We start from the raw sequence: 15,341 nt of genomic DNA, 5'->3' as shown, positions 1-15,341 counted from the left end.
GCAGGATCAACACACTCATCAGAAAACCTATCTCAGCAGCGCAGGGGGAAAACACCACCTGGAAACGGGTTGAGCCCAAAATGGTGGCATTACGACATCCATCGACAGCATGACGCAGTGACTAGTGCTTGCCAATTCCATCCGTCGGACGAACGGTATTGCCCGGAACAATACATCGCGACCTTGAAAAGACCGTTCCAGAGCGCTCGCGCCCCATGACAAAGAGACCTTGCCGGCCATTGCGTCCTGCTCGAACCCCTCTCTGCAAACCCTGGCAGATCGGCAGGCGCGTACCTTGCGAAGACAAAAAAAGCGATCCGCAGATCGCTTTCTTTGCTATTGCATCATCAGGCCAGTTCCAGAGTCCCGACCTTCTTGCCCCCTTGTCACTACCCTGCTCCTGCCGGGCGTCCGAATCTTTTAACAGCCTGCGACTGTCTGCTGGCTGAACCTGCCGGCGGCAAGCGTGACAATTCATGACAGTCCCTTGCCAAGCATGAGCAAAGCCGGAACCATGCGCCGCCCTGCCCATGGATGGAGCCGTACCATGAAAAAACTCGTATTCCTGCTATTCCTCGGCCTGCTGGTGGTGCTCAACGTCGGCTACTACACCGAGCTGGAAGAAGCCGAGACCCACACCCGCTGGTTTATCAAGCAGTCCCCGACGCTGCGCCTGGAGTTCTTCAATATCCACGCCAATGACGGCGACTACCGGCGCGTGGAAAAGCTCACTCCCGAGCACCGGCAGATGATCATCGACTACTGCAAGTACCGTTTGGGCATCGATACCCAGGTCACCACCCAGGCCGACGTGGAACGTTGCGCCAAGCTCTGAGCCCTCCCTTCCAGCACGCCAACCCCGGGTCTTTGGTACTCGTCTCATGGCAACCGGGCCAGCCCCCGGCTAGGGTCGCTACAACTCTCCTGCCCCAGGGGAGCCCTGCGCCCGTCCTTGGTCCAGGGGTGCTATGGTGGTCGGCTGCCCTGCGTGCCAGGGCTCATTGGAGGAGTGCGACGCTGAACGCCTGGTCGTGAAGCTTGAGGAGGTCACTGAATAGATATGTGCAACGCCAAAGATATTTATACCGCGGGTTGGATTCTGGTGGTCATGTCCGGTCTGGTGTCCCTGGTGATCCAGGTCTACCTGGGCTATTTCAAGATCGATGACATGGTCAAGTACCTGGCCCGCTGCCGGGTCATCGCCATTCGCATGCCACTGCTGGGCAAAGACCCTCTCAGCCGTCTGTGCATGCTGGTGTGCATCGGCGGGATGTTCGCCATGCCCCACCTCTTTCTGCGCAATGGCGGCATGGATGTACGGGACTACAAGAACTTCCCCCTGGGCCTGAAATGGCTGATCAATCTGTTCCAGCTGTCAGCCCTGGCCGCGGCCATCGCCTTCCTGGTGTTGTGGTGGGTCAGCCGTCACCTTTGACCGGCAACGGTCTTCATTGCGGGGCGCCACGCAACGGCGCCCCGTCTCCCCAGAGCCAGCAGCCCTTCAACCGGTCGCTGTCTGCTGATGAAAATCCTCACGGGTCATTTCGAAAAACCGGCTTGGCAGGCCTTCGAATTCGCCGTCGTGAGTGAAACGAAAACCCAGCTTGCGAGCCACCGCCAACGAGGCGCCATTGTCGATGTGAGCATCAGCGACAATCCGCTCGACCTCCGGGTCGGCAAAGGCGTGCTCGACAATGCGCCTGGCGGCCTCAGAGGCCACCCCCCGGCCCCAGGCCCGCCGCACCAGACGCCAGCCCATCTCCAGTTCCGGGCCCACGGCGTCGAAAGGAATGAACGAGACCCAGCCCAGTAAATCGTCCGGGGCCTCCTTGGCGAAGATCGCCCAATAACCGCATCGCTCACCAAAGTCCTGGGTCATGCGCGACTGCAAGAAATCCCGGTGCCATTGCCCACCGTCCCAGATTCCCGGAGTGAAGCGCGTGACTTCAGGGTCCAGGTCCATGCGCAAGCAGGCCTCGAAGTGTTCGAGCGTGCGTGGGCGCAATATCAAGTTGGGGGTTTCGAAGTGCAGATTCATCCGTGATCTCCTGGGTTGATGGTCGACCATGAAACAGCGGCTGGCGGAAAAAGAAAACAGCCCGCCGCAAGAAAATATGTCGCTCCGCACAGCAAACCCGATCAAGCCCCCTCACTTCGTATACAGCCACGCATACACTTTTCGACACCATTGTTCAGAACTATCTGATTGAATGATAATAATTATCTAATGAGAATCGCTTCCAAATAAAACGGAGGCTCTATCTCAATGTCCAGTCCCGCCCGCCCACAACCCTGGAAGTTGTGGTCCACCTCTCTCGGTCTGATGGCCCTCAGCGAAGCCAGCCTGGGAGCCGCTGCTGAAGACGCCAAGCGTCACACCGAGGCGACACCTGTCACCCTGGCCCCAACCCATGTGCAAGGGGTGCATCAGCCCGGCTACAAGCGTGAGGCCTCGGACTCGGTGAAGTTCACCGCGCCCCTGCGGGAAACGCCGAAGTCGGTGACCATCATCACCGACACCCTGATGCAGGAACGTGCCGTGTCGACCCTGACCGATGCCTTGCGCACGACCCCGGGCATCACCTTCGGCGCCGGGGAAGGCGGAACGCCGCTGGGGGATCGCCCCTTCATCCGCGGCTTCGAGGCCAGCACCGACATCATGATCGACGGCATCCGCGACGTCGGCCGGATGAACCATGAAGTGTTCAACTACGAGCAGATCGAAATCGTCAAAGGCCCGGGTTCGGCCTACTCGGGACGCGGCTCCACCGGCGGCACCATCAACCTGATCAGCAAAGTACCGCAGCAGGAGGACTTCAGCGCTGGCAGCCTGACCCTGGGCACCGATCATCAGCGGCGCAGCACCCTCGACCTCAACCAGTACCTGCCCGAACAGAACATGGCCCTGCGCCTGAACGCCATGAAGCATGAAGCCGATACCCCCGGGCGCGATCATGTGCAGGTGTCGCGCTGGGGCGTGGCACCGAGCGTGACCTTCGGCCTGAACACCGACACCCGCGCCACCTTGAGCTACTACCACCTGCAGACCGACGACATGCCCGACCAGGGCATCCCGGTGTCGGAAATCTCCGGCAAGCCGATCAAGGTCGACCGCGACAACTTCTATGGCTTCACCCAGCGCGACTTCCGCAAGACCTCGGCAGACCTTGCGACCTTGCAACTGGAACATGACTTCAACGACCACCTGACCCTGCGCAACACCACCCGCCAGGGCCGCAGCATGCAGGACTACGTCATGAGCCGGCCGATATCCACGGCGGCGCAGGAACAGGCGAACACCGTGCAACGTGCGGCTCGCGGGCGCAACGTGGTCAACGAATCGCTGATCAACCAGACCGACATCTTCGGCACATTCGACACCGGCTCCATCGGCCACAGCTACAGCGCGGGCCTGGAGTTCTCGCGCGAACGGATCGACGTCAAGAATCGTTATGCAAGCCCCAAGAGCAGCAACCTGGGCCACCTCAATCACCCCAATCCCAAAGACCCATTCGCCCCGGTGCTACGAGGCGACGGCCAACACACGGTCACCCAACACAACAACCGCGCCGTCTATGTGATGGACACCCTGGCCCTGCACGAGCAATGGGACCTGAACCTGGGGGTGCGCTATGACGCCTATCACGTCAGGGACCCCAGCCAGAGCAACCGCAGCAATATGTGGACCTACCAAAGCGGTATCGTCTTCAAGCCCCTGCCCTACGGCAGCATCTACCTGTCCTACGGCACCTCGTTCAACCCTTCGGGCGAAACCGCCGGGCAGTCGGGCGGCGCCGATGGCGCAGCAGGCGGCCGGCTCAGCAACCTGGACCCGGAAAAGAGCCGCAGCCTCGAACTGGGCACCAAATGGGACCTGCTCAACGAACGCCTGGCCCTGACCGCAGCGGTGTTCAAGACCGAGAAGACCAACGCCCGAACCTACGACCCGATCAGCAACGAAGTGACCCTGGATGGCGATGTCGAAGTGAAAGGTTTTGAAGTCGGGGCTACCGGCCACCTGACCGATCAATGGGAGGTGATGGCGGGCTACACCTACCTGGATGCCAAGACGGTCAAGTACGCCTCAGGCAGGAACACCGACTTCAACGGCAACCAGATGAAATTCATCGCCCCCAACAGCGCCTCGCTGTGGAGCACCTACATGCTCACCGACCGCCTGAAAGTCGGTGCCGGCGCCAACTATGTGGGCGAGCGCTACACCAACGATGAAAACACCCGCAGCCTCGATGCCTACTGGCGCTACGACGCCATGCTGGCCTATCGGGTGAACAAGAACCTGGACCTGCAGTTCAACGTGCTCAACCTCACCGACAAGACCTACTACGACGCCTCCCACGTCGGCATGTTCGCCACTGTCGCGCCAGGGCGCTCTGCCGAGCTGGCGGCGAACGTCAGGTTCTGATGCTTTCGCCGGCAAGCTAGCTCCTACGTGTGGTTGGAGCTGGCTTGTCAGCGAACGCCTGCCTAGAGCAACCGCCGGATCTCCTCCAGCAACTCCCGTGGAATCTGCACCCCGTGCTCCAGGCTGCGCGCCCGCGCCTCGAACCTGCGTTGGGACGGCAACCGCGCTCCATCCCGGGCAATCCCCGCGAACAAAGCCTCCGCCCGCTCCAGCCCCGCCTGATACCCCTGCCCCAGAAACACCTGGGGATCGAACGCCAGCACCAGCTCGCCATGACAAGGCGTCGCCCCGACGCCTTCATCGAAGGCCATGGACTCCACACTGGTGAGGTCGCCAATCAGGGCCCCGGCCAACAACTCGATCATCGCCGCCAGGGCCGAGCCCTTGTGACCGCCAAAGGTCTGCATGGCACCGCGCAATGCAGCCTGGGCGTCAGTGGTGGGTTCGCCGTCGGCATCGATGGCCCAATGGCTGGGAATCGGCTTGCCCTGGCGTGCATGCAATTCGATATCGCCGCGGGCAATGGCGCTGGTGGCGAAGTCGAAGACAAAAGGATCGCCCCCCGGTCGCGGCCAGGCAAAGGCCAGGGGGTTGGTGCCGAACACCGGGTGCCGGCCTCCGGCCGGAGCCACCCAGCTATGACTGGGGTTCATCGCCAGGCCCACCAGCCCGGTGGCGGCAATCGCCTCGACCTCGGGCCACAGGGCGGAAAAGTGGAAACAGCGCTTGATCACCATGGCGGCGACCCCCTGGCTACGAGCCTTCTCCGCCAGGACCGGCAGGCCGGTGTGGAAGCCCAGCAAGGAGTAGCCGTAATGAGCATCCACTTCCAGCACCCCAGGCGACACATGTCGCAGGCTGGGCTCGGCCCGGGGGTCGATCTTGCCTTCGCGCACCGAGCGCACGCAGCCCAGCAGGCGATACACCCCGTGGGAATGGCATTCGTCACGCTGGCCCTGGGTAATGACCTCGGCGATCGCCCGACTGTGAGCGTCGGACAGGCCGTGTCGGCTGAGCACCTGGTAGGACAGGCTGCGGACTTCGTCCAATGACAGGGTGATGTATTCAGACATGGTGGAACCTCTATGAGCGGTGAGTGAAAGCTCCTGTGGGAGAGTGTGTTGTGGGGCTGATCGGCCCCTGGCCATCGATCAGTTGCGGCACGTGCAACCGATTGCCGCTGGACAGTTCGGCAGGCAACAGCGCCTCGGGCAGATCCTGGTAGGACACCGGGCGCAGAAAGCGCTGGATCGCCAGGCTGCCCACCGAGGTGCTGCGGCTGTCGGAGGTGGCCGGGAACGGACCGCCATGAACCATGGCGTGGGCCACTTCGACCCCAGTGCCGAATCCGTTGACCAGCAGGCGTCCGGCCTTGCGCTCCAACAGCGGCAGCAGCGTGCGGACCTGGGGGTGATCGCCATCGCTCAGGTGCAGCGCAATGGTCAACTGGCCCTCCAGGCTCTGCAGCACCTGTTGCAAGGCGGCAAAGTCCGGGCACCTAACGATCAACGAGGCCGGGCCAAAGACCTCTTCCCGCAATTGAGCGCAGCCCATGAAGGCCTCGGCCGAGGTGGCGAACAACGCGCCTCGGGCCTGAGTGCCCTGCCCCGCCAAGCCCTGGGCCAAGGTCTGCACCTGGGCATGGGCCGCCAGGGCGGCAACGCCCTGGCAGTAACTGCGGTGAATGCCTGGGGTAAGCATGGTCTGCGCTGCCTGTGTGGCTAGGGCAGCGGCAGCGGCGCTTTCAAAGCGCTGCAATGCCGGGCCTTCCAGGGCCAGGATCAAGCCCGGGTTGGTACAGAACTGCCCGGCACCCTGGGTCAGCGAGGCAACGAACGCCGGGGCAATCTGCTCCGCCCGCGCCTCCAGGGCTTGGGGCAACAACAGCACCGGATTGATGGAGCTCATCTCGGCATACACGGGAATCGGCTCAGGACGTAATGCGGCGATCTGCATCAGCGCGACCCCGCCCGTGCGCGAGCCGGTAAACCCCACTGCCTTGATCCGCGGGTCCGCCACCAGTCCCTGGCCGATGGCCCGACCGCTGTCGAACAGCAGCGAAAACACCCCCTCGGGCAATCCCAGGCTCTGCGCGGCCCGGGCAATGGCCTGCCCCACCAACTCTGATGTACCGGGGTGCGCCGAGTGGGCCTTGACGATCACCGGACAACCCGCCGCCAGGGCCGAGGCGGTGTCGCCGCCGGCCACGGAAAACGCCAGGGGAAAGTTCGACGCGCCAAACACCGCCACCGGGCCCAGGCCGATATGCCGCAGGCGCAACTCGACCCTGGGCAGAGGCTGACGCTCAGGTTGCGCCGGGTCGATCCTGACCCCGAGAAAACCACCGTCACGGACTACCTGGGCAAACAGGCGCAATTGGCCGACGGTGCGCCCCCGCTCACCTTCCAGGCGAGCCCGGGGCAAGCCGGTTTCCAAGTGACAGCGCTCAATCAGCTCCTCGCCCAAGCCCAGAACATGGCTGGCAATGCTCTCCAGAAAGGCCGCCCGCTGTGCAAGCGGCAACTGGCGATAAGGATCGAACGCCGCCTCCGCCAGGGCACAGGCACGCTCAAGTTCAGCGGCCGAGGCGCCACCGAAAGCCGGTTGCAACACCTCGCCACTGGCGGCGGCCAGCCCATGAATCGAGCCCTGGCCGCCAAGCACGGCGGTGTGACCTATCAGCATCTGTCCGGTAACAGTCATGGATAACCTCGTCTGCATGAAAGTGGTCATGGTCATTCCACCTCATCGCCGTCCAGCACCAGCTTGGCACTGGGCACTCCGGTGTTGGCGCCCCAGTAGTAGATGCACAGGGCCATGAGGGTGACGGTGAGGGTGTCGTAGGGATGAGTCAGGGCGCCGATGCCGCCGAAGCTGCCCAGGTAGGAAATGACAATGGTCAGCCCATAGAAAGCGATCAGCCACAGCGATGAGCGCACCTGCTCGCCCAGGCTCAGGTGGTCGGTGGGCACCAGGCGTTTGCACAGCAGGTAGATCACGAACATCAGGATCTGCAGCCCCAGCAGCCAGGACACCGTGCCCCAGCCGGACCAGTAGACGATCAATGCCGCGATCACGAACGACACCGGGCCCAGCACTGCAAAGGCGCGGACCCGAAACGGCCGCGCCAGTTGCGGTGCACTCTTGCGCAACGCCGCGACGCTGATGGGGGCCACCGCATAACTGAGCACCAGGGCCGCTGACACCACGTTGATCAGCGCTTCCCACGAGGGGAACGGCAGGGTCCAGAACACCGACAGGCCGAAGGTCAGCCACAGCGCCGGACGCGGGATGCCGGACTCTTCATCGATGCGGGTGAAAACCTTGAAGAAGGTCCCGGTCCGGGCCCAGCCGTAGACCACCCGCGGCGTGGCGTTCATGTAGATGTTGCCGCAGCCACTGGGGGAGATCACTGCGTCGGCCACCACCAGGTAGGCCAGCCAGCCGACCCCGAGGGTCAGGGCAATGTCGCGGTACGGCAGAGAGAATTCCTTGCTGATGCCGCTCCAGCCGTTGGCCAGCATTTCCGTGGGAATGCTGCCCAGAAAGGCCAGTTGCAACAGGCCGTAGATCAAGGTCGAGAGCAGCACCGAGAGAATCAGCGCGATGGGAATGGTGCGTTGCGGATTACGCACTTCACTGGCCACGGAGATGATCGGCGTCAGCCCCAGGTAGGCGAAGATGATGCCCCCCGCCGAGACCGCCATCTCGATCCCCGACAGGCCGAACGGGGCAAAACCCTGGACATGGAAGTTGTCGGGCTTGAAGAAGGTGAACAGCACCGCGATCACCAGCAGCGGCACGATGAACTTGAACAGGCTGATGAAGTTGTTGGATTTGGCGAAGGTCTTGACGCTGTAGTAGTTGAGCCAGAAGAACAGGCACAACAGGGCAAACTGCACCAGCCAGCCGATGATGGTCGGGTTGCTGGAGCCTTCATGGGTCAACGCCGGGAACCAGGCCGCGGCGTACTGCCGGGCCGCCACCACTTCAATCGCCACTAGGCTGGAAAAGGCGATCAGGGTGATGAACCCCATCAAATAGCCCAGCAGCGGGCCATGGGAGAACACCGGGTAGCGCACCACCCCACCGGCCCGGGGCAGAGCGGCCCCCAGCTCGCAGTAAACGATGCCCAACAGCAGCACGGCGAACCCGCCCAGCAGCCAGGAAAAGATCCCCGCCGGCCCGGCAATCGCCGAAACGTGGCTGGCCGCGAACAGCCAGCCGGAACCGAAGATCGCACCCAGACCGATAAAGGTCAGGTCCACCAGAGAGAGTTGTTTCTTGAATTTGCCTTTGCCTGACATGGGGCTGCGCCTTTTTTGAGGTTATTGGAATAGGCAAGTCGAATGTCACGTCGGCGGACCCGCTCGACGCTTGCAGCACATGGGGTATTGCAGAAGCGGGTGCCCCCACCCAGGGCACCCGACCAAGTCCTGCAGGCCCGTTTCTACAGGCCGACGTCCGGCAGGCTCGGGCGCGTGGCCAGGGCCTTGGCGACCAGGGCTTTGACTTCGGCCAGGGTTTCACCCTGCAGCGCCAGACGCGGCGGCCGGGTGATGGACGAACCACGGCCCACCAGTTCTTCACAGAGCTTGATGCACTGCACCAGGTCCGGACGAGCGTCCAGGTGCAGCAGCGGCATGAACCAGCGGTACAGGGCCAGGGCCTCCTCGAAGCGTTTTTCCTTGGCCAGGCGGAACAGGGTCTCACCCTCCTTGGGGAAGGCCACGGACATGCCCGAGACCCAGCCCTCGGCCCCCACCGCCACGCTCTCGACCACCACATCGTCGAGACCGGCGAACAGCACGAAGCGATCGCCGACTGCGTTGCGCAGGTCGATGAAACGCCGGGTATCGCCGGAGGAATCCTTGAAGCAGACGATGTTCTCGCAGTCCTGCAGGGCGATCAGCACCTCGGGGGTGACGTCATTCTTGTAGATCGGCGGGTTGTTGTAGACCATCACCGGCAGGTCGGTACCGGTGGCCACCGCACGAAAATGCGCCGCGGTTTCATGAGGCTTGGCCGAGTACACCAGGGCCGGCATCACCATCACCCCATCGACCCCGACCCGAGCCGCTTCGCGCACCGTATGGCGGGCGAACTCGGTGGTGAATTCGGCCACCCCGGCGATCACCGGCACCCGACCGCCGGCGGCGTCCTTGGCGACTTCGATCACCGACAGTTTTTCCGCGGTACTCAAGGAGGTGTTCTCCCCCACGGTGCCGCACACCACCAGGCCGGATACGCCGTCGTCCACCAGGTTGCGCATGACCTTGTGGGTGGCCTGCAGGTCGAGGGAGAAATCGGCTTTGAATTGAGTGGTCACAGCGGGGAATACACCGCTCCATTGGATGGCTTTACGGCTCATGGTCTTGTCCTTGTTTGAGGTCGGCCGGGCCGACTGACGTTGAAAACCCAGACCAGAGTCGCCTTTTATCCCCCTTGCAGCTTGAGGCTTTTCGCCCCTGCAAGAGACGAAATCGGCACACTCGCCCCTCACCCCATTGCGGCTCCAGCGCCACAGCGGCCATGGCGAGACTGTGCTGATTTCGTCATCTGCCACAGCGAAAACCCACAAGCAACGCCGCCCCCGCCAAGGCCACTCTGTAGCTCTTTCCCGTCAGGTGCCGCCATGAAAAAAATAACCGTGATCGACTCACACACCGCAGGTGAACCCACTCGCCTGGTGATCGACGGCTTTCCCGAGCTGGGCCGTGGCTCCATGGCCGAGCGCCTGCAGACCCTGCGCAGCCAGCACGATCACTGGCGCCGCGCCTGCGTCCTCGAACCCCGGGGCAGCGACGTGCTGGTCGGGGCCCTGCTCTGCGAGCCGCAGGCCAGGGATGCCTGTGCCGGCGTGATCTTTTTCAACAACAGCGGCTACCTGGGCATGTGCGGCCACGGCACCATCGGCCTGGTGCGTTCGCTGTACCACCTGGGACGCATCGACTACGGCGTGCACCGCATCGAAACCCCGGTGGGCACGGTGGAGGCCACCTTGCACGACGACCTGTCGGTGAGCGTGCGCAATGTCCCCGCCTATCGCTACCGCACCCAGGTGGCGCTGCAAGTGCCGGGGCACGGCACGGTGCATGGCGATATCGCCTGGGGCGGCAACTGGTTCTTCCTGATCAGCGATCACGGCCAGGACATTGCCCTGGACAATGTCGAAGCCCTGACCCAATTCACCTGGCGCGTGCGCGAGGCCCTGGAAGCCGCCGGGGTGACCGGGGCCGAGGGCGAAGTCATCGACCACATCGAACTGTTCGCCGACGACCCACAGGCCGACAGCCGCAACTTCGTGCTCTGTCCCGGCAAGGCCTACGACCGCTCCCCCTGCGGCACCGGCACCAGCGCCAAGCTGGCCTGCCTGGCGGCGGACGGCAAGCTCGCTCCGGGCCAGACCTGGCGCCAGGCCAGCGTCATCGGCAGCCAGTTCAGCGCCCACTACGAGCAGGCCGGCGAGCGGATCATTCCCACCCTGCGTGGCAGCGCCCACATCAGCGCCGAAGCGACCCTGCTGCTCGATGACAGCGACCCGTTCGCCTGGGGCATCGGCTCGTGAATGCCCAGGGCGAGGCCGACGTGATCGTGGTCGGCGCCGGCATCATCGGTGCCGCCTGCGCCCATGAACTGGCCGGCCGCGGCTTGCGGGTGCAGGTGCTGGACGACGCCCGTGGCGGCGCCACCGGGGCCGGCATGGGCCATCTGGTGGCCATGGACGACAACCCGGCGGAGCTGGCCCTGAGTCATTACTCCATCGGCCTGTGGCGGCAGTTGCGCGAACGTCTGCCCGAGGCCTGCGCCTATCGCAACTGTGGCACCCTGTGGCTGGCCGCCGACCGCGAGGAAATGGACCTGGCGCGAGCCAAGCAGCAGACCCTGGCAGACCACGGCGTCACCGGCCAACTGCTCGACGGCTCGCAGCTGGCGGCGCTGGAGCCGATGCTGCGCCAAGGCCTGGGCGGCGCCCTGAAGATCCCCGGAGACGGCATTCTCTACGCCCCGGCCACCGCCCACTGGCTGCTCAGCAGCCATCCACTGATCCAGCGCCAGTTCGGCCATGTGCGTAGGGTGGCCGGCGATCAGCTGGAGCTGGACGACGGCCGGGTCCTGCGCGCCCCCCGGGTGCTGCTGGCCAACGGTTTCGCCGCCCGGGAACTGCTGCCGGCCCTGCCCCTGCGACCGAAAAAGGGCCACCTGCTGATCACCGACCGCTACCCGCAACAGGTCCAGCATCAACTGGTCGAACTGGGCTACGCCGCCAGTGCCCACGCCAGTGACGGCACCTCGGTGGCCTTCAACGTCCAGCCGCGTCCGACCGGCCAGTTGCTGATCGGCTCGTCCCGACAGTTCGACACCCTCGATCCACAGGTCGAACCGGTCGTGCTGGCGCCCATGCTGCAACGGGCAGTGGAATACCTGCCGGAGCTGGCAACGCTCAACGGCATCCGCGCCTGGACCGGCTTTCGCGCCGCCACCCCGGACGGCCTGCCGATCCTGGGTGAACACCCGCAACAACCGGGCCTGTGGCTGGCCGTTGGCCATGAAGGCCTGGGCGTGACGACCGCCCCCGGCAGCGCGCGGCTGCTGGTGGACCTGATGCTCTGCGAATGCCCGGCAATCGACCCGCGCCCCTATCTGCCCGGACGCTTCGCCGCCCTGACTGGAGAATGCCCGTGATCATCTACCTGGATCAGCAAGCGCTGGAGGTCCGCTCCGGCCTCACGGTGGCCACTGCCGTAGCCAACAGCGGCGTGCCCTATACCCGCACCGCCTGCAGCGGTGCTCCACGAGCGCCGTTCTGTGGCATGGGCATCTGCCAGGAATGTCGGATGACCATCGACGGTCGCCGTCAACTGGCCTGCCAGACCCTGTGCCGGGATGGCATGCAAGTGGAGCGCAGCCAATGAGCGCCCAACGCCTGCACTGCCAGATCGTCATAGTCGGCAGCGGCCCGGCGGGGCTCGCCGCCGCCCAGGCCGCCAGCCACAGCGCCACCTCGATCCTGATGATCGACGACAACCCGCGGCCCGGCGGACAGATCTGGCGCAATGGCCCCGGGCACCCGCCCACCGCCCTCCAGACCGAGCGTTTCAAGATCCTGCAGCACCCGGCGCTGCGCTACCTCAGCGCCACCCGTATCATCGCCGCCCTGGGCCCGCAACGCCTGTTGCTGGAGGACGCGCAACAGGCCTGGCAGGTGGACTTTGAACAGCTGATCCTGTGCTGCGGTGCCCAGGAGTTGCTGCTGCCCTTTCCCGGCTGGACCCTGCCCGGGGTCACCGGTGCCGGTGGCCTGCAGGCCCTGCTGAAGAATGGCCTGCAGGTGAATGGAAAAACCCTGGTGATCGCCGGCAGCGGCCCCTTGCTGCTGGCCAGCGCCGCCACCGCGCGCCAGGCCGGCGCCCGCGTGGTGCGGGTGCTGGAACAGGCCACCGCAGCCTCCGTGCTGGGTTTCGCCGGCCAACTGTGGCGCTGGCCAAGCAAGCTGGCCCAGGCCCTGAAGCTGGCTACCCCGGCCTACCGTTGCAACGCCCATGTGGTGGAGGCCCTGGGGGACCGGCACCTGCAAGGAGTACGCATCCGCCAGGGCCGGCGCAGCGAGGAAATCCCCTGCGACTACCTGGCCTGCGGCTTCGGCCTGGTGCCCAATACCCGTCTGGCCAGCCATCTGGGCTGTCATCTGGAACACGGCGCCATTGCGGTCGACCAGCAGCAGCGCAGCAGCCTGCCCCAGGTCCTTGCCGCCGGAGAATGCACCGGCATCGGTGGCAGCGAACTGGCCCTGATCGAAGGCGAGATTGCCGGCTGCGTGGCCAGCGGCCAGGGCGCCCGCGCCGCCGGCCTGATCCGCCAGCGCCAGCACTGGCAGGCCTTTGCCAGGCAGTTGCAGCGTCACTTCGAGCTGCAACCGCAGATCCTCGAACTGGCCCGACCCGAGACACTGCTGTGCCGTTGCGAAGATGTGCCCTACGCTGCGGTGGCGGCAGCAGCCGATTGGCCCAGCGCCAAGTTGCACAGCCGGTGCGGCATGGGGGCCTGCCAGGGCCGGGTCTGCGCCAGCGCCGCCCAGCGCCTGTTCAACTGGCCCATGGTGGCCCCGCGAACGCCGCTGGTGCCGGCCCGGCTCGCCACCCTGATGCTCGACGAGACCTGCCACGACGCCGCAGACTGAGCCCCTGAAACCGCCCTGGCCGGGAACACCCGGCCAGCTTGCACAGCCCTTTTGTACCCCCTGGCTTTATCGACACAGATCCATCCCCCAAGCCCCCTAGAGAGAGGCCGACGATGATCGATAGCGCACAGCTCCACCACTTGCCCAGGGCCATCGCCGCCCAATCCCTCGGGGACATCAACAGCCTGCTGGCCAGCATGGCCCCGATCACGCCCCTGCTGGACTGCATTCCCAGCGCAGTGTTCTTCATCAAGGACCTGCAGGCCCGCTACCTGATCGCCAACCTGACCCTGGCCCAGCGCTGCGGCTTCAAGAACATCCGGCCATTGCTCGGCAAGACCTCCGCCGAAGTCTTTCCGGCGGTGCTCGGCCCGGTCTACACCGAGCAGGACCAGCGCGTGCTGCGCCAGGGCATCACCATCAAGGGCCAACTGGAATTGCATCTGTACGGCAGCCGTGAACCCGGCTGGTGCCTGACCCACAAACTGCCGCTGTATGGACACGACCGACAGATCATCGGCATGGCCGGCATCTCCCTGGACCTGCAGGCAGCCCGTGACACCCATCCGGCCTACGAGCGTTTGGCGGCCGTGGACCGGCATATCCGCGAGCACTACAGCGAAGCCATCCGCCTGCAGGATCTGACCCGCATCGCCAACCTGTCCACGGCGCAGCTGGAACGCTACTGCAAGCGCATCTTCCACCTCACGCCCCGGCAGATGATCCACAAGGCACGCCTGGAACACGCCTCACGGCTGCTGCTGACCCAGGAGCCGATCACCGAGGTGGCGCTGCAATGCGGCTACACCGATCACAGCGCCTTCAGCCGGCAGTTCAAGTCCCTGACCGGACTCAGCCCACGGCAGTTCCGGCTCAACGCCACGACGTAGCCAGGACTTACGCCTGGCAGAAGGTGCAGTAGTCGAACAAGCCCGTGAAGCCGACCTTGCGGTAGATCGACAGGCCGTCGAGAGAGGCCTCGAGCACACAGATTTTCGCGCCCTGGGCCTGGATCAGGCGCAGCACCGAGTGGATCAGCGCCGTGGCATAGCCCCGCCCCTGGCACTCCCGCAAAGTGCCGATATCATCCAGCCGCGCCACCCCCGGCCCCAGGGACAGCGTCAGGGCACTGACCGGACGCTGGTCGACATACAAAGTGAAATGGCGCAGGGCCCTGCCGGCCAGCAACGCCGCCCGGTGCCGCTCCAGGTACAGCTCAATGCCTCCGCCATCGGGCTCGAACGCGCTCTGCACCGGTAGCCCCCAATCCTCCAGATGCTCATCGGTGCAATGCACATCCGCCAGTGGCGCCAGTCCCTCCTGCACTTCGTAGGTCGCCAGATCCAGCACCATGCAAGTGGTCTTGTCCGCGGCCATCAGGTGCTGCTGTTGCAACTGCAGACTGACCCGCGACACCTGCGCCTGAGGGATCACCACACAGAACGGCATGCCGGTGCGCTGCAGGAACGCCACGCCCTCGGCCAGTTGCTGGCTGTTGTCGCCAGGCCGGTCCTTCATCATCAAAAGATTCAGGCTGCTGGCTTCAAGCCCGGTGCAATAGGCGCTCAGATCGGCGCCGAAGCGCCGATGGAACTGCGAGATGGAAACGAAGAAATAGTCTTCCGCCTGGTGATACAGATCGATGATCGACGCGCTGGGCACCTGCACCATCTGCTACCTCCTTGAGCCTCGCGACGCGCCATGCGCCGCCTGACCCGGGCCACGTTAAGCCCACAG

The 15,341-nt window shown here is 64.6% G+C and carries 14 protein-coding genes; 8 read left to right on the top strand and 6 right to left on the bottom strand.

Going from position 1 to position 15,341, the window contains the following annotated elements:
• The first annotated feature begins 547 nt into the window (after positions 1-547).
• Positions 548-835, top strand: a complete 288-nt coding sequence (locus KHO49_RS08125; protein WP_102878703.1) for a hypothetical protein — start codon at positions 548-550, stop codon at positions 833-835.
• A gap of 225 nt (positions 836-1,060) precedes the next feature.
• Positions 1,061-1,435, top strand: a complete 375-nt coding sequence (locus KHO49_RS08120; protein ID WP_102878702.1) for a hypothetical protein — start codon at positions 1,061-1,063, stop codon at positions 1,433-1,435.
• A gap of 66 nt (positions 1,436-1,501) precedes the next feature.
• Here the strand turns inward: KHO49_RS08120 and KHO49_RS08115 are convergent, their stop codons facing one another.
• A complete protein-coding gene (locus tag KHO49_RS08115) occupies positions 1,502-2,038 on the bottom strand; it encodes a GNAT family N-acetyltransferase (protein WP_102878701.1) in 537 nt (178 codons plus the stop codon).
• A 228-nt stretch (positions 2,039-2,266) separates the two neighbouring features.
• On the opposite strand from KHO49_RS08115, the gene KHO49_RS08110 reads away from it, so the two are divergent.
• A complete protein-coding gene (locus KHO49_RS08110) occupies positions 2,267-4,423 on the top strand; it encodes a TonB-dependent receptor (protein WP_213664869.1) in 2,157 nt (718 codons plus the stop codon).
• Between the two features lie 62 nt (positions 4,424-4,485).
• Here the strand turns inward: KHO49_RS08110 and KHO49_RS08105 are convergent, their stop codons facing one another.
• From KHO49_RS08105 to KHO49_RS08090, 4 genes are all read right to left on the bottom strand, one after another.
• The gene (locus KHO49_RS08105; protein ID WP_102878699.1) at positions 4,486-5,496 is read right to left on the bottom strand and encodes an Ldh family oxidoreductase; all 1,011 of its coding nucleotides are present in this window, start codon (positions 5,494-5,496) and stop codon (positions 4,486-4,488) included.
• A gap of 10 nt (positions 5,497-5,506) precedes the next feature.
• Complete coding sequence (locus KHO49_RS08100; protein ID WP_110651888.1) at positions 5,507-7,126, bottom strand: aldehyde dehydrogenase (NADP(+)); 1,620 nt, start codon at positions 7,124-7,126, stop codon at positions 5,507-5,509.
• Between the two features lie 32 nt (positions 7,127-7,158).
• Positions 7,159-8,730 (bottom strand): APC family permease, encoded by a 1,572-nt coding sequence (locus KHO49_RS08095; protein WP_102878697.1) that lies wholly within the window; start codon positions 8,728-8,730, stop codon positions 7,159-7,161.
• A 143-nt stretch (positions 8,731-8,873) separates the two neighbouring features.
• On the bottom strand, positions 8,874-9,794 hold the full coding sequence (locus KHO49_RS08090; protein WP_102878696.1) for a dihydrodipicolinate synthase family protein: 921 nt from the start codon (positions 9,792-9,794) through the stop codon (positions 8,874-8,876).
• Positions 9,795-10,058: 264 nt separating this feature from the next.
• Here KHO49_RS08090 and KHO49_RS08085 point away from each other — a divergent pair, with 264 nt between their 5' ends.
• From KHO49_RS08085 to KHO49_RS08065, 5 genes are all read left to right on the top strand, one after another.
• Positions 10,059-10,991: a 4-hydroxyproline epimerase gene (locus KHO49_RS08085; protein WP_213664868.1), complete on the top strand. Its 933-nt coding sequence runs from the start codon at positions 10,059-10,061 to the stop codon at positions 10,989-10,991.
• Complete coding sequence (locus KHO49_RS08080; protein WP_213664867.1) at positions 10,988-12,109, top strand: NAD(P)/FAD-dependent oxidoreductase; 1,122 nt, start codon at positions 10,988-10,990, stop codon at positions 12,107-12,109. Before KHO49_RS08085 ends, KHO49_RS08080 begins: the two co-directional genes overlap by 4 nt.
• Positions 12,106-12,339: a (2Fe-2S)-binding protein gene (locus KHO49_RS08075; RefSeq protein ID WP_502937858.1), complete on the top strand. Its 234-nt coding sequence runs from the start codon at positions 12,106-12,108 to the stop codon at positions 12,337-12,339. Before KHO49_RS08080 ends, KHO49_RS08075 begins: the two co-directional genes overlap by 4 nt.
• The gene (locus KHO49_RS08070; RefSeq protein ID WP_213664865.1) at positions 12,336-13,604 is read left to right on the top strand and encodes an NAD(P)/FAD-dependent oxidoreductase; all 1,269 of its coding nucleotides are present in this window, start codon (positions 12,336-12,338) and stop codon (positions 13,602-13,604) included. The genes KHO49_RS08075 and KHO49_RS08070 overlap by 4 nt, the downstream gene beginning before the upstream one ends.
• A 113-nt stretch (positions 13,605-13,717) precedes the next feature.
• A complete protein-coding gene (locus KHO49_RS08065; protein ID WP_102861566.1) occupies positions 13,718-14,494 on the top strand; it encodes an AraC family transcriptional regulator in 777 nt (258 codons plus the stop codon).
• 7 nt (positions 14,495-14,501) lie between these two features.
• Here the strand turns inward: KHO49_RS08065 and KHO49_RS08060 are convergent, their stop codons facing one another.
• Positions 14,502-15,275: a GNAT family N-acetyltransferase gene (locus tag KHO49_RS08060; protein WP_213664864.1), complete on the bottom strand. Its 774-nt coding sequence runs from the start codon at positions 15,273-15,275 to the stop codon at positions 14,502-14,504.
• Between the last annotated feature and the right edge of the window lie 66 nt (positions 15,276-15,341).

Source organism: Pseudomonas sp. RC4D1 (genome assembly GCF_018390395.1).
Taxonomy (GTDB): domain Bacteria; phylum Pseudomonadota; class Gammaproteobacteria; order Pseudomonadales; family Pseudomonadaceae; genus Aquipseudomonas; species Aquipseudomonas danubii.
The sequence above is the reverse complement of the archived record's forward strand: the minus strand, read 5'-3'. Positions and strand labels throughout refer to the sequence as shown.